At 50.4% G+C, this 20,388-nt stretch carries 19 protein-coding genes; all 19 read right to left on the bottom strand.

Going from position 1 to position 20,388, the window contains the following annotated elements:
• Window positions 1–1,400, bottom strand: a 1,400-nt coding sequence (nadB, locus tag L691_RS0126940; protein WP_025693293.1) for an L-aspartate oxidase, incomplete at its 3' end; no start/stop codon positions are given.
• A 39-nt stretch (window positions 1,401–1,439) separates the two neighbouring features.
• A complete protein-coding gene (gene nadA, locus L691_RS0126935; RefSeq protein ID WP_025693292.1) occupies window positions 1,440–2,378 on the bottom strand; it encodes a quinolinate synthase NadA in 939 nt (312 codons plus the stop codon).
• A 279-nt stretch (window positions 2,379–2,657) separates the two neighbouring features.
• Entirely contained in the window at window positions 2,658–4,709 is a 2,052-nt protein-coding gene (ftsH, locus tag L691_RS0126930; RefSeq protein ID WP_025693291.1) for an ATP-dependent zinc metalloprotease FtsH, read from the bottom strand.
• Window positions 4,710–4,819: 110 nt separating this feature from the next.
• Window positions 4,820–5,359, bottom strand: a complete 540-nt coding sequence (gene hpt / locus L691_RS0126925) for a hypoxanthine phosphoribosyltransferase (protein WP_025693290.1) — start codon at window positions 5,357–5,359, stop codon at window positions 4,820–4,822.
• 58 nt (window positions 5,360–5,417) lie between these two features.
• Window positions 5,418–6,842 (bottom strand): tRNA lysidine(34) synthetase TilS, encoded by a 1,425-nt coding sequence (gene tilS, locus L691_RS0126920; protein ID WP_025693289.1) that lies wholly within the window; start codon window positions 6,840–6,842, stop codon window positions 5,418–5,420.
• Between the two features lie 92 nt (window positions 6,843–6,934).
• Window positions 6,935–7,897, bottom strand: coding sequence for a serine/threonine-protein kinase (locus tag L691_RS0126915; protein WP_232229290.1), 963 nt, complete (start codon window positions 7,895–7,897; stop codon window positions 6,935–6,937).
• Window positions 7,860–8,600, bottom strand: a complete 741-nt coding sequence (locus L691_RS0126910) for a vWA domain-containing protein (protein WP_025693287.1) — start codon at window positions 8,598–8,600, stop codon at window positions 7,860–7,862. The genes L691_RS0126915 and L691_RS0126910 overlap by 38 nt, the downstream gene beginning before the upstream one ends.
• A 108-nt stretch (window positions 8,601–8,708) precedes the next feature.
• Window positions 8,709–11,219 (bottom strand): stage II sporulation protein E, encoded by a 2,511-nt coding sequence (gene spoIIE / locus L691_RS0126905; RefSeq protein WP_025693286.1) that lies wholly within the window; start codon window positions 11,217–11,219, stop codon window positions 8,709–8,711.
• A gap of 583 nt (window positions 11,220–11,802) precedes the next feature.
• The gene (locus L691_RS0126900; RefSeq protein WP_025693285.1) at window positions 11,803–12,285 is read right to left on the bottom strand and encodes a S1 domain-containing RNA-binding protein; all 483 of its coding nucleotides are present in this window, start codon (window positions 12,283–12,285) and stop codon (window positions 11,803–11,805) included.
• Window positions 12,286–12,407: 122 nt separating this feature from the next.
• On the bottom strand, window positions 12,408–12,743 hold the full coding sequence (locus L691_RS0126895) for an FtsB family cell division protein (RefSeq protein WP_025693284.1): 336 nt from the start codon (window positions 12,741–12,743) through the stop codon (window positions 12,408–12,410).
• Window positions 12,744–12,767: 24 nt separating this feature from the next.
• Complete coding sequence (yabQ, locus tag L691_RS0126890) at window positions 12,768–13,331, bottom strand: spore cortex biosynthesis protein YabQ (RefSeq protein WP_025693283.1); 564 nt, start codon at window positions 13,329–13,331, stop codon at window positions 12,768–12,770.
• Window positions 13,328–13,612, bottom strand: coding sequence for a sporulation protein YabP (gene yabP / locus L691_RS0126885; protein ID WP_025693282.1), 285 nt, complete (start codon window positions 13,610–13,612; stop codon window positions 13,328–13,330). Before yabP ends, yabQ begins: the two co-directional genes overlap by 4 nt.
• Window positions 13,613–13,750: 138 nt before the next feature.
• Window positions 13,751–14,029 (bottom strand): RNA-binding S4 domain-containing protein, encoded by a 279-nt coding sequence (locus L691_RS0126880; RefSeq protein WP_025693281.1) that lies wholly within the window; start codon window positions 14,027–14,029, stop codon window positions 13,751–13,753.
• Window positions 14,029–14,301: an HU family DNA-binding protein gene (locus L691_RS0126875; protein ID WP_025693280.1), complete on the bottom strand. Its 273-nt coding sequence runs from the start codon at window positions 14,299–14,301 to the stop codon at window positions 14,029–14,031. Before L691_RS0126875 ends, L691_RS0126880 begins: the two co-directional genes overlap by 1 nt.
• Window positions 14,302–14,651: 350 nt before the next feature.
• On the bottom strand, window positions 14,652–15,290 hold the full coding sequence (locus L691_RS0126870; protein ID WP_025693279.1) for an ABC transporter ATP-binding protein: 639 nt from the start codon (window positions 15,288–15,290) through the stop codon (window positions 14,652–14,654).
• 4 nt (window positions 15,291–15,294) lie between these two features.
• Window positions 15,295–17,517, bottom strand: a complete 2,223-nt coding sequence (locus tag L691_RS0126865; RefSeq protein WP_025693278.1) for a bacteriocin-associated integral membrane family protein — start codon at window positions 17,515–17,517, stop codon at window positions 15,295–15,297.
• A 129-nt stretch (window positions 17,518–17,646) separates the two neighbouring features.
• Window positions 17,647–18,045, bottom strand: a complete 399-nt coding sequence (locus L691_RS0126860) for a lactococcin 972 family bacteriocin (protein WP_025693277.1) — start codon at window positions 18,043–18,045, stop codon at window positions 17,647–17,649.
• Window positions 18,046–18,574: 529 nt separating this feature from the next.
• Window positions 18,575–20,089 (bottom strand): bifunctional methyltransferase/pyrophosphohydrolase YabN, encoded by a 1,515-nt coding sequence (gene yabN / locus L691_RS0126855; RefSeq protein ID WP_025693276.1) that lies wholly within the window; start codon window positions 20,087–20,089, stop codon window positions 18,575–18,577.
• A gap of 204 nt (window positions 20,090–20,293) precedes the next feature.
• Window positions 20,294–20,377, bottom strand: a complete 84-nt coding sequence (locus tag L691_RS33870) for a hypothetical protein (RefSeq protein ID WP_269634900.1) — start codon at window positions 20,375–20,377, stop codon at window positions 20,294–20,296.
• Window positions 20,378–20,388: the final 11 nt, after the last annotated feature.

Genomic DNA, 20,388 nt, shown 5'->3' with positions numbered 1-20,388 from the left:
GGCACCTGCCGCTTCAGCTCTTCGAGCCCTTTGGACAGCATTTCCTCATTCCGCCGCAGTCCGACATAGCGGACCATGATCTTCTGCAGCTTCAGGCGGCGTTCCACAATAGCCTGCGTCGAATGTTCATGGCGGCCCAAATCACAGCCCGCAGATAGATCTCTCTTATCCAGCTTTGGCAGGCTGCGGATTCGCTCAACAATACGCTGCCCGAAAACGACCGCTTCCGAGAGCGAGTTGCTGGCCAGCCGGTTCGCGCCGTGCACGCCTGTGGATGATACTTCGCCGCAGGCAAAAAGCCTCGGAATACTGCTCTCCCCGTTCAGATCGGTCTTGATGCCGCCCATCATATAGTGGGCAGCCGGAGCCACCGGAATCCAGTCGCTTGTAATGTCCAGACCGTAGCCGATGCAGGTCTGATATATCGTCGGGAACCGGCGCTTCACCATTTCCGCAGATTCATGAGTAATATCTAAGTATACAAAAGTTGATTTCGTCTCTTCCATCTCGCTGACAATCGCCCGGGCGACGATATCGCGCGGCGCAAGCTCCAGCAGCTCATGATACCGCTCCATAAACCGTTCGCCCCGGATATTCCGCAGCACAGCTCCTTCACCCCGGACCGCCTCTGATATCAGAAACCGTGGGGCGCCGGGATAACTGAGCGCCGTCGGATGGAACTGAATAAATTCCATATCGCGGATATGCGCTCCCGCCCGGTAAGCAATCGCCACTCCGTCGCCTGTCGCGACCTCAGGATTCGTAGTATAGCGGTACAACTGACCCGCTCCGCCTGAACAGAGAACCGTCGCGGCCCCTTTCAGAAAGAGGCGCTCTCCGTTCGGTTTTTGCACAAGCGCTCCGGCGCACTCGCCATCTTCCGTAACCAGGTCGATCACATAGTGATCATCCCACACCTCAATATTGTGGTGTTCGAGTACCTGCTGCACCAGCGCGCGCACAATTTCATAGCCGGTAGCGTCTCCGTTGGCATGCAGAATCCGCCGGTGGCTATGCGCCCCTTCTTGCGTCAGCGCCAATACACCGTTCTCCTTATCAAACAGCGTTCCAAGCCGGATCAGTTCACGAACCCCATACGGCCCTTCATTGACGAGCGCTTCTACAGCAGCCGAGGAACACAGTCCGGCCCCGGCCATCAGAGTATCCTGCCGATGGTACAGCGGAGAATCGTCTTCCGCGATTACGGCGGCGATGCCTCCCTGGGCATAGCGCGTGTTGCTCTCCATCAGCGATTTCTTCGTAATCATTATGACCCGCCGATCCTCGCTTGCCTTGATGGCTGTGAACAGTCCGGCGATACCGGAGCCGATGACAATGCAATCCGTTTCGGCGGTGGGAAGCTCCCGCAGGTCGAAATCAACCAAATACTGTGGAATCATGACCACTTTTCACCTGTTTCAATGAAAGAGTAGCGCATGCTACTTAACTTGTAGCATGCGCTCTAGAGATTGTCTGGCTTTGTCTGCGACTGTTGGCGGCACGTAAATCTGCGGCTTCATCGTCTCCAGGCATTTTACCAATTTTTTGAGATTGTTGACTTTCATATTGGGACAAACCAGGAATTTGGAAGCAAAATGGAAGTTCTTATCCGGACTGTCCTTGCGCAGCTGGTAGCCTGTCCCGTCCTCGGTTCCCACAATAAACTCCTGGCAGTCCGATTTCTTGCAGTAATCGATAATGGCGGTCGTGCTGCCGACAAAGTCGCCCATAGCCACGACCTCCGGACGGCATTCGGGATGAACGACAAACTGAGCATTCGGGTATTTGGCCTTCATTTCCACGACATCCTTGACGGTAAGCATATCATGTGTGTTGCAGTAGCCTTCCCAAATAATCAGCTTTTTGCCGGTTTTTTCCTGAACATAATGCCCCAGATTCTTATCTGGAACCCAAATGATCTCTTCCGCGTCCAGCGACTCGATGACCCGGACGGCATTGGCTGAGGTACAGCATATATCCGTCTCCGCTTTAATTTCGGCAGAGGAATTGATATAGGTAACCACCTTGGCATTCGGATGCTTCGCCTTCAGCTTGCGAAGGCCCTCCACGTTAACCATGTCGGCCATAGGGCAGCCGGCACGCTCATCAGGGATAAGAACCGTCTTGTCCGGAGCCAGGATCTTGGCGCTTTCACCCATAAAATGAACGCCGCAGAATACGATCACTTCCGCTTCCGTTGCAGCGGCCTTTTGAGCCAGCAAAAAAGAATCGCCGCGAAAATCGGCAACTTCCTGAATTTCATCGCGCTGATAATAGTGAGCCAAAATGATGGCATTCCGTTCCTTCTTAAGCTGTTCGAGACGTTCACGCAGTCGACGGTTTTGTTCTTGCTTGCGCTCCAGCGCCAGAGCTTCCACGGTACACGTTCCCCCTTATATTTAACGGCATATCCACCGGCGTATCAAATTTGAAATGAGGCAGATTGTAAGAAGATATTCAGCATCATGTAAACGGTATATAGTTCGTAATATTTATCACTAATGTACACAACGTTCCTTGCCGTGTCAATCTAATGGATACGCTCCTACAGAAGCGGCCATTTCCGGCAGCTTGCCTCTTGACGATTAAAAAAAATCCGGAGAACAAATTCGTTCTCCGGATTTTATTGATGCCTGCCCTGCGGCAGAAATATCGGATTAGCTTAAGCTTGATCCGCCGCCCTTATTCTCATCATTTCCGCTCTCTCCATCTTGCTGCGGATTGTTTGGAATATCTTTGGGCGAATCTCCCAGCGTAGCCTGAGGCTCACTGGTTTTGCCCTGAATACGGACTTTCACATCACCGATTGGATCAATAATCGGCTCTGCCCCTTCATTGGCAATACTTTGGCTGTCAACCGGCTTGCCGTCTTCGGTCAGATAGCCCTGCTCGATCAGCTCTTTGATCTGCTCCAGCTCAAGCGTCTCTTTCTCAAGCAGCGTGCCTGCGATGAGATGCATTTCCTTCGAGTGCTTCTTCAGCAGCTCTCTGCATCGTTCATAGCATTCCGAGATGAAACGCTGCATTTCCTGGTCAATCTCGTAAGCGATCGAATCACTGTAATTCTGCTCGTGCCCGATGTCGCGGCCCAGGAATACCTGGCCTTGGGAAGTGCCGAACTGCATCGGACCGAGCTTCTCGCTCATACCGTATTCCATAATCATGCTGCGCACAATGCGCGTAGCCTGCTGGAAGTCGCTGTATGCGCCTGTGCCGATCTCTCCGATGAACATTTCTTCGGCTACCCGGCCGCCGAGCAGCCCGGTTACCTTATCAAGCAGCTCCTGCTTCGTAACGAGCATGCGGTCTTCCTTCGGAAGCATGATGACATATCCGCCTGCGCGTCCGCGCGGGATGATCGTCACCTTGTGAACCATATCGGCATGCTCCAGGAAATATCCGGCGATCGTATGCCCGGCCTCGTGATAAGCGACGATCCGCTTCTCGCGGTCGCTGATCACGCGGCTGCGCTTCTCGGTGCCGACGATAACGCGGTCGATGGCCTCATCCACTTCCCGCATGGAGATATCCTTGCGGTTGCGGCGGGCGGCGAGCAGCGCCGCTTCGTTCAGCAGGTTCTCCAGATCCGCGCCGGTGAAACCGGTTGTGCGCTTGGCGATCACGTCAAGCTTCACGTCCTTGGTCAGCGGCTTGTTGCGGGAGTGAACCTTCAGTACCGCCTCGCGTCCCTTCACGTCAGGGCGGTCAACCGTAATCTGACGGTCAAAGCGTCCCGGACGAAGCAGAGCGGGGTCAAGAATATCGGCGCGGTTGGTAGCCGCGACGATGATAATGCCTTCGTTGCCGCCGAAACCGTCCATCTCAACGAGCAATTGGTTGAGCGTCTGCTCGCGTTCATCATGCCCGCCGCCAAGTCCGGCGCCGCGCTGACGGCCAACGGCGTCGATTTCGTCGATAAAGATGATGCATGGCGCATTCTTCTTCGCGTTCTCGAACAGGTCGCGTACCCGCGAAGCGCCGACGCCGACGAACATTTCGACGAAGTCGGAACCGGAGATGCTGAAGAACGGAACACCGGCTTCGCCTGCCACCGCACGGGCAAGCAGTGTTTTACCTGTACCCGGAGGACCTACGAGCAAGACCCCTTTAGGGATGCGCGCGCCCACGGCAGCGAATTTCCGCGGGTCTTTCAGGAATTCCACGACTTCGACAAGCTCCTGCTTCTCTTCGTCGGCTCCGGCCACGTCTTCAAAGGTGACCCGCTTCTTCTCTTCATTGTAGAGACGGGCTTTGCTCTTGCCGAAATTCATCACTTTACCGCCGCCACCCTGCGCCTGATTGAACAGGAAGAAGAACAGGATGAACATAATAACTAGCGGAATGATCGAAGACAGGAAGGTCAGCCAAATGCTGTCGCCCTCCATTTTCTTCTGGACGAATGGTATGTTGTTAGCCTGACTGGCTGCAGTCAGTTCTTCGATAGCCGCGTCCGTAGGAGGAATATATGTGGAGAAGCTTTGCGATTTAGCCCATTCCGGCTTCTCTTTATAAGAGCCGGTAACATTAAAGGCGTTGCCTTCGAACTGAACCGTCAAATCCTTCACATTGTTACTCTTAAGCTCCTGCCGTAACTGGTCATATCTGGGGAAATCGGCGGCTTCATTTCCATTGCTGACGAATTGGACAATGCCCACCACGACTAGAAATAAAATCAAATAAAAACCAGAATTTCGGATGAACCGATTCATCCCCTACCTCCTCTCGCAACACTTAAGTTATTGTACCATAGCCTGTCGGAGCACCTCAAACGTGAGGCGGCTTCAGGTAAATAATCCGGAAGACCAAGGCTGTGAATGTATTATTTAGAGTAGACCTCCGGCTTCAATACCCCGATGTAAGGGAGATTCCGATACTTTTCGGCATAGTCAAGTCCGTATCCTACAATAAATTCGTCAGGAATGACAAAACCGATATAATCTGCCTCAAGGCTTACGGTACGACCCGCCGGTTTATCGAACAGAGTCACGACGGAAACCGATGCGGCATTGCGGTTGCGAAGCAGCTTAATCAGATAACTCAGCGTAAGACCGCTGTCGATAATATCCTCAACGATCAGCACGTGGCGGCCATCGACCGGGACGTCAAGATCCTTGATAATTTTCACTACGCCCGAAGATTTAGTTGCCGCGCCGTAGCTTGATACGGCCATGAAGTCCATCTCGACCGGCACCGTAATGACTTTAACCAGATCGGCCATAAAAATAAACGCACCTTTCAGCACGCAAATGACCAGCGGATTGCGCCCCTCGTATGCATCGCTCAGCTTGGCGCCAAGCTCTTTGATTCTCTGTTGAATTTCCTCTTCGCTGATCAAAATCTCCTGGATATCGTTCTGCAACCTGCGAACCTCCTAAGTTATACTATGAAAAACTGTCTGCGGCCATTACGGTTATCCTCTACAGGTCTTCAATCGACAGCAGCAGAACCGAAGCCGTATGATCCCCAACGGCGGCATGAACCGAACGGCGAATGCCCGGAATCCAGACAATGTTTCCGAGTCCGTCGCATACAAGGGGAATGCGTGAACGCTCGGTAGAAGGTATTTTGTCATCAATGTAAATATCTTTTACCTTTTTGCTTCCGTTTAATCCCATGACTTTAATGGTATCTCCAGGCAACCGGGAACGAATCGTGAGCGGGAAGACCAGCTCTTTATAATCGAACTGGGCCAACAGCCTGCTGCCTTCTCCCCTCAGAACCGTCTCATCCCCTCGCTCCGCCAGCGTCATTACGAGCGCCTTATTAATTTCGCGAAGCTCAAGACGAGGCTGGGGCTTAGGCAGACAATAGGCGTAGCTTGCCTGATGATCCAAAGGAGCGGACAAGAAATAAATCGTATTATACTGCCGGATACAGGTTATGCCGCGCCCCAAATCAAGATTCCACGCGGTGGGCATATCTTGCAGTATTCCCCGCCGCACAGCTTCAATCTTCGGAAAATCAGCTTCTGGCGTATCCGCCGACAGATAATTTAATATTAGTTTAATCAAACGCCGTTGTAAAGCGGAGGGCAAGGCGGCAAAATCCGTTCTGTCCAGGGTGCATTTACCATGTTCCTGCAAGGCGATCTCAGCGAAGCACTTAGCGGCCGCATCTTCCATAAAATCATCCTCGGCGCCGGCGATTTCCGCCAGCTGCGTCAGCGAGCGGCTCAGTCTCGGACTGTAACGCGTCAGAAATGGAAGCACTTCCAGCCTGACAGCGTTGCGCCTGTACTTGGTCTGCGCGTTGCTGGGATCTTCAGCATAAAGATAGCCTCGCCGCCGGCATACATCCACGAGCGCCGCTTTGTTAATACGGAGGAATGGGCGGATAAGTTCCACGTTTCTTTCAGTCCTTGCCCAGCGCATGCCAGCAAGTCCTGACAGGCCGCTTCCCCGCAAGAGACGCATCAGAACCGTCTCGGCCTGATCGTCGGCATGATGAGCAAGCGCGACGGAACGCGCGCCCCGGCGCTTGGCCGTATCAATTAGAAAGCCGTAACGCTTCTCCCTGGCTGCTTCCTGCGGACCAAGCCCGCTTTCCTTCATAAAGGAAGGAATATCGAACTCGGCGAGTTCAAAGGGGATTCCGAGTGCTTCGGCCGTGCGGCGCACAAGCTCCGCTTCCTGCACCGATTCAGCGCGGAAACCGTGGTTCACATGGGCGCAAATCAGCGTAAGCGGCATCCGGCTCTGGGATATTTCATGCAGAACATGCAAAAGAGCCACAGAATCCGGCCCTCCGGACACTGCGACTACAATGGTGTCTCCAGGACCCCACAGCCTGTGCTCTGCCGCGGCTTCCATCACCGAATCCACCAGTTCATTCCATATGGCCATATCCGGCTTCCTTTCCTGCCTGGCTGCGGTCTAGTCCGCAGCTTGATGACGGCATAAATCGACATGCCGTCCGTATGTATAATCATAGAATATTAAAAATGATAAATCCAGTAGACGGTAAAAGCCAGCAGGCAGAGCGACAGCGCAAAGGCGCCGGTCAGCCAGCCCGGAGTCGCCATTGGCTCTGGTTTATAATGACGTGATGTGTAAACATGCCTCTTCCACATGTCCCTGGCTTCCGCCGACGTGGAAAATCCGCCCTTCAGCGCGAGCCTCAGCCAAGAGGCGAGCTTCTTATCGGGAAGCTGGGCCGCAAGCTTGATCAGATCATCTCCGCTTCTTGTCTGCGGAAGCTGCCGTGATGCATTCTGAAGTCCGGCCTCATCAAGGAGCCGCAGGCAGAGCACGGCGAAGGCGAACAGATCATAGCTTTCATCCCCGATCCGGCTGCCAGCATTCCAGTAGCCGCGATCATGCCATTCCGTGAACTGCTTCACGCTGCGGCTGATAGGACCCGCTCCTCCGAAATCGATCAGCTCAGCGATGCCGTACTCCGATACCATGACATTTTCCGGCTTCAGATCACCAAAGATAAACCCGCATTCATGGAGTCCACATAGTCTGTCCAGCAGTTGCAGTCCGATCAGACCAAGCCAGGAGGAACCTTTACGGGACAGAAAATAATGGAGCGGCGTACCTTGAACATAGCGCATGACGTAAAAAGGAAATCCGCCTTCCGAAGCGTCATCGGCCTCCAGAAAGTAGGCAGACATCGGCGACGCTCCCCTGGTACGTTGATCCCGCCGCACTCGGCAGGATTGAAGCGAAGTCAGCACGTTAATCTCCGACTGAAGATCAAGCATGTCGTATCCGATTTTGAGCGCATACTTCTCCCTTCTCCCCTGCCGGTTGACCAAATATACCGTACCGTTCGCGCCCTTTCCAAGCAGCCGGTTTACGACATAACGGTTGCCCCGCCACTTGCCAACAATAACTTCCCCCGGAGAACGGGGCGGATTAGACGACGTACCCACCAGGCATCCCTTCTCCTTCATCCGAATGAGCCGCCAGGCGGCCTTGATGTTCATCTAGTGTATCATACCCGAAATGTTCAAGCACCTTGAAAATCGCCGGGCCTGTCGGCGTCGCCCCCTTCATGCGGATTTTGCCAAACAGCGTACGGATGTCCGAAACATTTCTGCTCCAATCCATATCGAGCACAGCCGCCTCGCTGGTAGAGCCCGGAAAATGGAACACGGAAATTTCGCTGTCGCCCTCCCGCGCTTCAAGGCTGAGCGCCAGATCGCGGATCGCATCCTCCACCGCCGCGAGCTTCGGCTTCATGCTTGCGCTGGCGTCGATCAGAAGCGCCAGGCGCAGCGGCGCCGTCTCGCTGAGTTCATCCACCACCGTAACAACCTGCGAGCGTTTGGCCGGAGGCAGGTCGTCCAGAGAGCCTTCGCCCAGTATTTTTTTCACCTCCTTATTAACCGCCTGCTGAATCGTCTGAACCACCGTCTTGCGGGTCATCATCTGCATGGTCTGGGCCAGCTGCGGCGTGCCGACGATCCGGCTGAGTCCGCCGCCCGCTTTGGCGATATCATCGATCTCCCTGCTCCCCAGCTCGCCGATCGTTCCATAGTCGACGACCCCGATCACATTCACCGTTATCCCGTCCTGACGGGCATGCGCCGCCGCCATTACCGGGCTTTCTCCTACATTGGAGCATCCGTCCGTTATGAGTAAAATTTGCTTCATCTTGCTTCCTCCCGCCTCGTAAAATGAATTCTCTCTTCCCTAGCTAGTATGATCCGGATTAAGAGATTCCAAACGTGGCGGAAGCCGAAGAATAAAGGAAAATAATGCTTAGCTAACGGTGCGCGGACGTTCCATCCGCGAGAGTCCCGGCACATGCAGTGTGGACCATTCCGGCTGGAAGTGATCGACACGGCTGACCACAATGGTCATGTCGTCATGAATCTCATTGCCTTGGTAGCGGATGACCTTCTCCAAGAGACTGTCGGCAATCTCCTGCGGATCGCTGGTTTCCAGCTCCTGGATCATTCGTTTCATCCATATTTCCTTGTTGACGGCATAGCCAGGCGCATCGTAAATACCATCGGTCATCATGATCAATATATCGCCCGCTTGCAGCTGCATCGTTACGAATTCGACCTCGATATCCTGAATAATGCCGATTGGGAGATTGCTTGCCGTAATCGGGATGACCTCGCTTCCCCGCTTGATAAAGCTGGGCGCCGAAGCAATCTTCATAAAGGTGGTCTGCGCCGAATATTGATCAATCAGCGCCATGTCCACGGTAGCGTAAAATTCCTCAGGCGAGCGGAGCAGCAGAATCGAATTCACGGACTTCACCGCCAGCTTTTCGTCCATACCGGATTGCAGCAGTTTCTCCAGCATACCAAGCGCCGCGCTGCTCTCCATCCGGGCCCGCTCCCCGTTGCCCATTCCGTCGCTGATTGAGACCGCGAACGTTCCGTTGCCCAGCTCTGCCGTACTGAAGCTGTCTCCCGACATCATATTCCCGCCCTTGGCCGCGCCGGATATGCCTGTGCTGATTTCGAATGCCTTCGCCGAGCCGAAGACAACCGTCGACAGTCCTTCGCGGCTGTGCATTGCCGTCTCGCTCTTCACCGAAATATTTTCTTCCAATATGTCGGACAGCAGCGGGGCAATCATTTTGCGGGATTCGTCAAAGCCACGGTTGTAGGCGTGAACGACTTCGATTTCCACACGGCCCGGATCGAGGCTGACAATATCGATGCTGTGGATGGAGAGGCCGAGCTTTTCCAGCGCTTCGCGAATTTGCGCTTCCTGCTGGTAGAGTGCTTGCCCTTCCCGTTTGATTTCACGTGCCAGATCCTCCATGACCTGCGATACTCCGGAAAGCTGCTCAGCCACAAATTTGCGGCTGTCGTATATTTGCCGCTTCCAACGCATATCATGCTCGTAAAGGTAATATTGGCTGCGCATGACTTCGAGCACTTCGTCTGTCTTGCCGCAGATCCGGGCCCATTCCGCAGGCAGCCTCGACGCCCGAATGTCCGGATTCTCCTCAACGGCGGTCATCATGTCGGTCATATACTTGTACGTCTGATAGAACTTTGAATCCCAGCAGTGGGAGCGGCGGATGCAGTTCGAGCAGGTCTCCTCTGTGACCGCATTCATGAAATGCTCCATTTCCCGGTTCGATTTGCCCGCTTCGCCTGCGGACGGAATCTGTCCGAAGCTGGTGGAGAGCTGCCGGAATACCTGGGAGAACTGGGTCACCCGATCCGCGGTAATGTCGCGCACCCTCCGCGCATACTCATGCTGGGAACGGCTGTGATCCGTCGTGCCGGGCACATATTTGGCGATCCCTTTAATGATGCCGCGAGGGGTTGCGAGGAACATCACCACTGCCGCGCAGGTCTCCCAAGTAGAGGTCATCATATCGCCCGGACCGCTGAAATAGACGGACAGGATGCTTGAGCCGAGCAGCATGCCCAGAGCAACCGCGCCTTTGCGCCCGCCCTGCAGCATGCCCGCCAGCATGCCGGAGAACGCGAGCAGACTCATCTGATAGATCGCGCCGATATCGGCCAGACTGAGAATCAGGCCCGACACGACGCCGACCGCCGCTCCCAGGGGGGCCCCGCCCGCCATGGCGAACAGCAGGATCAGGTAGCGTGAGAGAATATGCTCCAGCGATAAGCCGCCCGCTTTCCAGCCTACCAGACCGGTCATAATGGAAGCCAGCATAATGATAAGACATAAGATCTCCTCATTTCGCAGTACGCGGCTTTTTTGTTTATAGGCAAGCACGGGCAGAGCCTGCAGGAAGACGAGCGTCAGCACGAAAGAAAGCAGAGCGTTCAGTGTCGTCATCATTAGCGGATACCAGGAGAGCGTTGGACCGATAATCGTCTGAAAGAGTCCGACCATGAAAGAGGAGACGAACACCATAACCGGCGCATAGGCCAGATCAACTCGCTGGAAGGCCTCCATCCCTTTATAGAGAAGAATAAAGACGATGAGTTCGGCCATAATAATCAGTGCGCCAGGGAACGGAGTATATAGGCTGCCCGCAAGAATCGCCGCTCCGACCGGAAGGGTGCAATCTTTGCGCATAAAAACAATAATGGCGAAAAAAGCGGCGGCAAACGGGGACAGCTCGTCCAATATCATCGCTCTTCCCAGCAAAAAGCCCATGCAGCTCAGCAGCAGTAACCATTTTCTCGTGTCCAGCATACGAAGAATACGCTGACGCTTTCCCCAAGCCTTGAACCTCTCCCCCCAGGGTGCCTTCTCTTCCTCAGCGCCATCTTCCACTCTTGTCCACTCCGGAAAATTCACCACATTGCTTTTACCCATAATGATCAACACCACCCGTTTAAATGTAAAACATAAGACCTTATAAGCTGCGCTCTTATCATTGGCCTTATATTTCCGCAAGAAACAGCTGCCTGAAAGCGATACGTCTATCGCCGGCCTCAAAAGCATAAGCTTTGAAAAAGAGGTGAAGCCGTTTCTTCTTGTGGTACTCATTATAAGCGCGGCCAGTTTGGAAAGTTTGTCAGAACAAGAGGGCCGATCATAAGAAATTTCCGACAAAAAAAGGCTCCTGCCCAAGCAGCCGCAAAACCGTTTATTCCCTTGCGCGGCGGTCTGTAAACCGGTTAACCATCCAAATTTTTCCACAACTAGTCCGTTTCGATTCGTCAGCGAATGCTCCAAGCTTTAGCGGAAATGTCAAAGATGCTGTCGCAAATTTCTATCAGCCCGACAAAATATTAGGTATACCGGGGTAAGCCAAGGATACGCTTTCAATAATCTGCAAAAAACATCCCTTCGGGAGGAATACTGCGGCGGTTTGACCCAGGGCTGCGGCCGGGCAGACACAGAAAAAAACCGCATAAGGTTCGGCCCCTGCGGTTATACGAACGGTTGTAGTATGATGTTATACGCGTTTGGCTCCACGGCCGCCGCGTTTGCCCTCCGTATTCTTCTTGAGAGAAGAGATACGTTCTTCGCTGTCTTTAAGGAAGCGTGACATTTTATCCTCAAATGAAGGTTTACCGGCTGCAGGCTTGAATGGACGCCCTCCACGTTCACGATTGTAGCCTCCGCCACCGCCGCCGAAACGGTCTCCACCGCTTGGACGATCCGGTCTTGGGGCTCTTGGCGGACGAACTTCCGATGCGGGCTTGTCGACAGCCTGCTTGATGGAAAGTCCGATCTTGCCGTCCTTGTCGACATTGATCACCTTAACAGTTACCACATCATTAATCTTCAGATGATCGTTGACATCCTTGACGTAATTATCGGCGATTTCCGAGATGTGAACGAGACCTGTGACACCTCCTGACAGATCTACAAACGCTCCGAAATGCGTAATGCCTGTCACCTTGCCCTCTAACTTGGTGCCCACTTCAATTGCCATAGAATAAAATGATCCTCCCTTAAAAATATACAGACAAAGATGTCAAGATCCAGTCTGCGGTGATTTGATTATACAGTAAAGAGCAAAGCAAGGCAACAGAGTGAAAAGCCTCTTTTGGCGGCTTACTGCTTCGGTTGCTCTGTCCGGATCGGAACTTCGCCTTTAGGGTATATGTTAAACCATTTGCGGGCGAGCTGTCCGATATATTCGTTGTCGTTCAGACGGGACACCTCATACTTTAGCTGGTTCAGCGAGTTATTCACTTGCTTGCTGCTCTCCTGCTTCCGGGCCAGTTCCTGACTCTTGTCCGAAATCAAGGCGCTTTGAGCAAAGAAAATATATCCCGCCCAGCTGAAAAATATCGCCATTAGGGCGACCCAGATCAGCTTTCTTCTCTTCGCGCCCGCGGCAGCGGACCTTCCGCCAGCCTGCTTCTCTTCTGGGGAAAATCTGTTCATGCAAGCGTTCCTCCCGTTTCACGGTCAGCGTTTTCTTCTTGCGGCAATAAAATTGGCGAGTTTGGTAAATGGAGCGCTGCGCAGCAGCCGATGATAGGCCGGGGACAACCATCTGACGGGAAAAATCCAGAGCGGCTTGGTTAGCCAAAGCAGCAGCTTCAGCATAAAGCCCAAGATACGGCCAAGCAGACGCAGAATTCCGAGCGCCAGCTTCCATAACCACAGCAGCGGCATTCCAATCAGGATTCCCAGCAGCTTCATCAGCAGCTTCCATATCCATTCCACCGTCTGAATTAACATTACCACAAATTTCTGCACCGTGACACTGAAGATTAAAAAATATGCCCACACGCCTACGAATAATCCAAGAAAAGCATAAAAGCGCAGCTGCCCCTGGTTACCCGCGTACAGCAAACGAAACACGATGAGAGCGGACACCAGCCAGTAGAGGAGATCGAGAACCGCGTTCAGCCATCCGGGAAACCGCAGCTTGAGTGAAAGTACCCGGTAGCCGTCAAAGGTCAGTCCCATCGCCGCCCCGGCCACGATCATGTACAGCAGCGTAATCCACTGGATGGCCGGATTCATTTGAACAGCTTGCCGAGCAGCCCTTTATTATTCCCCTTCGCCCCCGGATCAAGATAAATCAAGGAATGGACGTTGCCCTCCACCGACAACAGCCCGTTCTCCAGACTTAAGTTCTTGATATGTAAATGGGTTCCGCGAATGACCAGAATTCCAAGCTCCGTCTGCAGCTTAAACTCCTCGCTGTCAAAGCTCTCCACATTTTGCACGCCCGTTAAATCCACCGCCTTACGGCTGCGCATATGCAAATCATGCTGCTTTACGTTTTTTCCAGGTTCGATCATGGCATGTACCCCTCCTTCTAGTTCCTAATCTATGGCGGGAACGGGAGCTTTAGAACACCACCGGGAAATGGCTTAACAAAAAAAGCGCCCCCCCGCAGGATGCAGGGGAACGCTCTAATAACAAAGTTAAATCGTCTCTTACCAATCAAGACCGTTGCTCTTGGCAATCGGCTCCTCGCGAAGCAGCGTATACATACCGGCCGCTTCGTCCTTGCGGGTCGTTTCGACCAGCTTCTCCACGCGGACCGTTACGAGCTTCTGGCCGAATTGAACGGTAATTTCGTCGCCGATTTTCACACTGCTGCTCGGCTTCGATTCCTTCCCGTTAATCAGCACCCGGCCTTGTTCGGACACATCCTTGGCCACCGTACGGCGCTTGATTAGGCGGGACACTTTCAAAAATTTATCCAGACGCATTAGTTGACAGCTTCTTTAAGCTTGTTGCCCGCCTTGAACGCCGGAACAGTCGATTCTGGAATTTCAATGGTTGTGCCCGTTTGCGGATTGCGGCCGGTGCGTCCGGAGCGCTTGCGCGTTTCGAAGGTGCCGAAGCCAATCAGCTGTACTTTGTCGCCGCTGGCCAGCGCCTCGGTAATTTCGCCAAGGAATCCGTTAAGCACAAGCTCAACGTCCTTTTTCGCCAATCCGTGCTTCTCGGATATGTTGTTGATCAGGTCTGTTTTGTTCATTGTCAGTAGTTCCTCCCAGGAATAAGAAAAGTAATGGGCGCGTTCCGGCAGACAGTATTTTCCGCGAAACCGCCGTTTCATCTTACTGGTATTCAGGATATGTTGTCAAATCCCTGCCGCCAGACCCGGGCTTAATTAAACACATAAGCTTTTTGGTTCCAAATGAGAACAATTATGAACATAGTGTCTTTTCTTGTCTCTAATCGCATAAAAAAGATACTTTTCATAAAGATATGTGATAGAGCAATCTTTACTATCATATATTTTAGACTGGTTGTCCGTAACTTTCCAGCCGCTTTAATTCCGGGCTTTGCCCTACCTGACCAGACCTTTCTTTGGTAATATTAAAATTATAAATTAATCACTCTGCTACACTGACTGGCTACTTCTTCGTCATGGGTTACAATAATAATTGTTTGCCCCGATTGATTCAATTCTTTTAAAATTTGAATAATTGCATCCCGGTTATCGGTATCCAGCGAACCGGTAGGCTCGTCTGCTAAAATCAGTTCACTGGATTTTAGCAGTATTCGGGCAATAGCTACCCGCTGCTGTTCTCCACCAGAAAGCTCATGAATTTTTTGTTTTAATGAAGCATTCATTTTTACACGTTGCAAAGCTTCGATTTTGGCTTTCTGCTTTTGCTCTTTGCTTTTTCCAGAGTACAACAATGCTACTTCCAGATTGGCATCTATCGTATCCTGATCAATCAACGCATAATTCTGGAATAAATACGACATCTTGGTTCTTAACAGCTTATTCGTCTGCCCGGAACCCGGACGCGGTGCCGGCTTGTCGAACAATCTAATATTTCCCTGATCCGGTTTTTCGAGGAGTCCGATCATATTAAGCACAGTTGTTTTCCCTGAGCCACTTTTGCCGGTAATGGCCACCATTTCCCCCTGGTGAATAGTCAGATTCAGCTTATCAATCACAATATGTTTTCCATATTTTTTGCTGACATTGATCAATTCGCATACAGTTTGCATGGAATTAACTTCCTCCCTTAAGCACTTTCATCTTATTTTTCTTTTCAATTTTAATCAGGGCAATAACGGATGCGATCATCTCAATCACCAGTATAATAGCAGCTACAATAAGCAATGGTATGTCGATTCCTTTATTAAGGACAAAACAGAGCAGAGTTTGAAGCACACCCGCAATTAAAAATAACCGCCAATATTCTATATAAGTCCGCCAAAATCCAATTCCAAATAACCGCCGTACGATAAACTTGCTTTGATATTTATTGAAAAACAGGACCAGATTCTGCACTGCCAGCAGAATCAGTCCCGCCATCAATGCGATCAAAGTGAGCCAGCTTTCTTGTATAGCATTTTGCTGATCATTGATTTTCTCCAGCATATACTGATCAATAGTCACCAGATGTCTTAGGTTATCGTCTACTCTCAGTTTCTTTAGTTCCGGTAATAACGTCTCGTAAGTTAACCGCGGATCGCGGTTGATCAGCCTGACCTTTAGCGGGTCGTTAGCTCCTCCGCCCAGAATGGCGCTTCGATCCGCATACAAACTGTTGTTTTCCGTAAGCACTTCAGTAATCGGATCGACAATATTGTTATGCTCGGAAGGAAACACATTGGGATTAAAACTGAATACCTGCTGATTGTTTTTCATCCATACAATGCGCAATTTCTGATTTTTGATTTTTCCTGGGATACTCTTTTTGTAGAATTGTTTGTCAATTTCTCTGAATTCTTTTCTGCCCCATTGGAAAAATTTCAAAATTTCTTTCTCACGATTACGATATTTTTCGGGAACCAGCAATATCCAGTCACTGTCCTTCTCAGATATCTCCACCTTGTTGTTATTACTATCAAGCAAAGGAAACTTTTTAAGGTAATTGGGATTTACTCTCACTGAACGTATTCCATCCCAATTCTTACTATCAATAAGTTCCTGTTCTTCATACATAAGCGCAGCAATCAGGATAGAATCTGTTTGATTAAGTAAAAAGTAAAGCTCATTATGTGAAACATGTTCAAAATCAGAATCACTGCTGAATATCCGGTCGCCATCATATCCATTATTTACAGGATAGAATACACCGTAGTCTTTAACAGACTCCCAATTTCTCAATTCCGCACGCTGTTCATGAATAGAGGTAAATTGCACCCAGATAGATAGGCCAGTCAAACCAATCAATACTGAACAGCCGATTTTCATCAAAAAATTTAATATGAATATACCAGTAGTATCTTTGACATTTTTAAGAATACGCCCCACTTTAATACTGGAAATATATACATAAACGACTAGCGACATTACAATTAAAATCAGATATGCCTTGAACTGATAGAGTAAAAAATTCGTTAAAAAAGACAACGTTGAATCTGGAATAAGTGCGGCTAAAACAAGAGATAACAATATCGCGCTAATAAAAGTATAGGTGATCCTTTTACCTGCTACAATACTCCATAAACGAATTCGTGATACACCATGCAGCTTTAAGATTCCGAGTTTCTTCGATTCATTTAAAATGGCATACTGCAACAAAAGGATTGTCATGGCATAAATGACATAGCTCAAGTACGTTAGTATTGTTAACCCGCGAAAGGACACTGCTTGTAATTCAGTTGAATGTTGGCTCTCCAAAAAATCTCCATCGCTAAAAGCCAAATTATATCCCTTAAAATATTGATTCAATTTTTGCACAAAAAGATGAATAAAGGCTGCCAATTCATCGCGATTTGGCACTTCAGCATAATATGTACCATGTACAGGGAGATAATTATAAGAAGCTTGAAGTGACTCAATTTTAACCACCTGATTACCGCCAAACTCTGCAATGGTGCCGACCTGATTAGCCTCGTCTGAGTCGATAGTTGATACATAAGAATCACGTTTTCCCATATCCTGAGCACTCAGAAAACGCCCCTGTTTCAGGTGAAAATCAGTAAAAAAACGGGTGTTCGTTGTCAATAATACATATTTTAAAATATCAATTTGATCATCTTCCTGGAATTGAATGCTCTTGCGGAAAATATTGACTTTGGATTGTCTGGCCGTTTCAACCAGTATGGGATATACTTCTTCTGATCCCTGTAATCCTCCTATATCAGGGATAACAAACTCTCGTCCTATGTTCTGTTCTATTTCGTTAATACGATCAAGTTGTTCATTATCGGTTTGCAAATAAGCGAGATAAAAGGAGAACATATAAGCTCCAATCAAAAATAGTAAAGCAATTTTTTTCACTTTTAAAAATCCCTTCTTTAATAAGGAAATATTAATCAAGCTAAAATAACAAACGGCAATACGCCACTCTGATAAGTAACGTATTGCCTTATTATAGAGAGATAAAAGTAAGTAATTAATATTTATCTGTTACTTGTAAGTATCCCAATAAGCATAACCTGTATAACTTGTGTTTCCAAAGAGTTCTGACTTAGCTGGGGTTCCAGCATATTTCCAATAACTGGTATGTGAGGCAGGTCCTAATATGGTAGAAGCTTTATGCGACAATGTAGAATGTTCATAAACAGACCATACATGCTTCTGGTTACCAATAATTTGAGTGCCATAGTTCCAAGTTCCACCACCTACAGAAACACTGCTTGCCGGAGAAATGCCAAAGGCTGTTACATCATTATTGGTTAATTTTACCGAACCGCTTGTTGCTTCAGTTTCGCTTGCCGCCCAAGCTGGCGCTCCTGCTGAAACAGTAAGTATGCTAGCAAACCCTACAGCCATAAAAGTATTTTTTATCATTTTATTTTTTTTCATTGTATCTCTTGTCTCCTCTACTTTTGGTTATCATAATTCAAACAATTTAGTTTACAGTAATTCAAGACAGGATATAAAATAAGGGAACGGGTTCTTAATTACTGCCTTGCCAGTAACTTTCCACGGTCAAGGCAAGGGAGTATGCAAGAACCTGTTTTTAGACTGATATTTAAGTAACCCCTCCTTTTTAAGTAAATTCCTCATTTTTAGGTAAACCCTGCCAAAACCCATTTTACTTCCAGTAAAAAAAAGATATATAACAAAAATCACTAATTTTTAACATAAAAGTACAAAAAAAGCTGTGCCGTTGATTGAACACAGATTATAGTTAGTTACAATGTAGAAGTTATCCGATGAACCAAGAAATTTTACTGAAAAAGTAAACAAATAAAGATTGCTCTATCACAAAAACAAGATGATAGAGCAATCTTTATTATATACTAATCAATTTCAGAAAGCGCGCTTGCCCTCCAAATGGAACTGCTTCAATCTTTCCCTGCCTTGATTGTGTATAATTCATATTTGAGTCTTAATTGTCTTTCGCTGATTTTTTATACTCCCTTTGCTTGGCTTCCTGCCATAAAGCCTCCATTTCCTCCAGACTGCTGTCCTTTGGCGAGATTCCTTTGTCCTGCAGACGGCGTTCGATGTACTGGAACCGTTCGACAAATTTGCGGTTGGTGCGGGTCAGCGCCTCCTCGGGATCGGCATCAATGAACCGGGCGGCGTTGGTCGCCGCGAACAACAGGTCGCCCAGCTCCAGCATCTGCTCCTCCGCCGGAGCGCCGGCCTCGATTGCTTCCTTCAGCTCGTCCAGCTCCTCGCCGATCTTACCGAGCACATCCTGGATGTTGTCCCAATCGAAGCCTACTTTGGACGCTTTTTTCTGCAGCTTGTACGCCTTCATGAGCGCCGGCAAATCGCGGGGAACGCCGCTGAGCGCAGACTCCGCCTCCGGCTTGATGCCTTTGCGCCGCTTCTCTTCCGCCTTCATGCCTTCCCAGTTCTGCAGCGCAGCCTCCGCATCCTGGGCGTCCTTGTTGCCGAAGACATGCGGATGGCGGAAGATCAGCTTGCCGCTGAGCCCTTCAATGACATCGAACACAGTGAACGTGCCAAGCTCTTCCTCCATCTGGGAATGCAGCATAATTTGCAGCAGCAGGTCGCCCAGCTCCTCCTTCATATGCTCGGGATCGTCCTCGTCAATCGTTTCGAGCACCTCGTAGGTTTCTTCGATCAGATTTTTGCGGAGCGTATCATGGGTCTGCTCGCGGTCCCACGGACAGCCCTCCGGACTGCGCAGGATGCCGACAATTTCATGCAGACGGTCAAAGGTGCGGTTCCGCAAGCTTTCGGAGCGGTCTGCCGGAATATAGATGAGCGACAGGTTGCCGTAACCCTCCTGGCGGTCCAGTTCGTACAGCGGAACTTTGACGATTCGCTCCTCGCCCTCCACGCCGAGCGCATGGCCGACCGTCACCTCGTATTCAGGCGGATACAGCTCCATCAGGCATAGCTTTGCCTCGGAGGCTGTAAAGGTGTCATACACTTGTCCGATCAGCGTATGCAGCTCGGGACGAAGCTGCGAGCGTGTGATCCCGGAGGCGTCCAGCAGCTGAAAGCCCTCAATCGGATCGAAGCCAAGCCGCACGAATGCCTCGTCCAGAAAGCTCTCTCCTCCAAGAATGTCTAAACGGATTCCCTCCTCCGCGCAGAGCAGACGAAGCTTGGAAACAGCGGATTCCGCAACCATCGGGTGTCCGGGTACGGCGTAGACAATTTCCGTATTCTCATCGCCTGAACGCACTTCTTCAAGCAGCTTCTGGGTGATCGCTTCATAGACTTTGGGAAAAGAGGAGAAGGATTCGTACAGTGTATCGAAGGACTGCGACTCCACGCCAAGCTCCTCCAAAGCCTGCATCACGGGGTGCTCCTTGGTGCGCACGTATACTTTGGAAGCCGTCCGCAGCTTGTTCACTATGCCAAGCGTCAGCCGGTCCGGATTGCCGGAGCCGAGGCCGACTACCGTTAATATTGCGCTCATGCCTTTCCTCTCCTTGTTACCGCTCTCTATACGGGAATGACTTAAAACCGGGAATAGGGCAGTTTGCCTGTCAGATTACCCGGTACATTCCCAAGGGGGCGGATAGCAGATGTCATTTCTGCTCCGCCGCTTCGCAAGAGGCGGCTATATCATCTTCAAACCTGAATCATTCAGGTTTCGCGTATCAATCCCGGGGCCCGGGCCTTACGGGAACAGGCCCAGCTTCCGGATCGCCCGGGCCAGCTTCGGGCCAAGCCCGGGCAGCTGGCGCAGCTCGTCCTCGTCCAGCAGCCGCAGCC

It is taken from the genome of Paenibacillus zanthoxyli JH29 (assembly GCF_000520715.1).
Classification (GTDB): Bacteria; Bacillota; Bacilli; order Paenibacillales; family Paenibacillaceae; genus Paenibacillus_AQ; species Paenibacillus_AQ zanthoxyli.
This window is presented reverse-complemented; position numbering and strand designations above follow the sequence as displayed.

Coding starts and splice junctions, on each gene's coding strand:
- L691_RS0126915 (WP_232229290.1), bottom strand. CDS start 7,897: ATGAAGGAGAAGGGATGCCTGGTGGGTACGTCGTCTAATCCGCCCCGT.
- L691_RS0126900 (WP_025693285.1), bottom strand. CDS start 12,285: ATGGCAATTGAAGTGGGCACCAAGTTAGAGGGCAAGGTGACAGGCATT.
- yabP (WP_025693282.1), bottom strand. CDS start 13,612: ATGATCGAACCTGGAAAAAACGTAAAGCAGCATGATTTGCATATGCGC.
- L691_RS0126860 (WP_025693277.1), bottom strand. CDS start 18,045: ATGAAAAAAAATAAAATGATAAAAAATACTTTTATGGCTGTAGGGTTT.
- yabQ (WP_025693283.1), bottom strand. CDS start 13,331: ATGAATCCGGCCATCCAGTGGATTACGCTGCTGTACATGATCGTGGCC.
- ftsH (WP_025693291.1), bottom strand. CDS start 4,709: ATGAATCGGTTCATCCGAAATTCTGGTTTTTATTTGATTTTATTTCTA.
- L691_RS0126910 (WP_025693287.1), bottom strand. CDS start 8,600: ATGAAGCAAATTTTACTCATAACGGACGGATGCTCCAATGTAGGAGAA.
- L691_RS0126875 (WP_025693280.1), bottom strand. CDS start 14,301: ATGAACAAAACAGACCTGATCAACAACATATCCGAGAAGCACGGATTG.
- L691_RS0126895 (WP_025693284.1), bottom strand. CDS start 12,743: ATGAACAGATTTTCCCCAGAAGAGAAGCAGGCTGGCGGAAGGTCCGCT.
- L691_RS0126870 (WP_025693279.1), bottom strand. CDS start 15,290: ATGCAAACTGTATGCGAATTGATCAATGTCAGCAAAAAATATGGAAAA.
- yabN (WP_025693276.1), bottom strand. CDS start 20,089: ATGAGCGCAATATTAACGGTAGTCGGCCTCGGCTCCGGCAATCCGGAC.
- tilS (WP_025693289.1), bottom strand. CDS start 6,842: ATGGCCATATGGAATGAACTGGTGGATTCGGTGATGGAAGCCGCGGCA.
- L691_RS0126880 (WP_025693281.1), bottom strand. CDS start 14,029: ATGCGTCTGGATAAATTTTTGAAAGTGTCCCGCCTAATCAAGCGCCGT.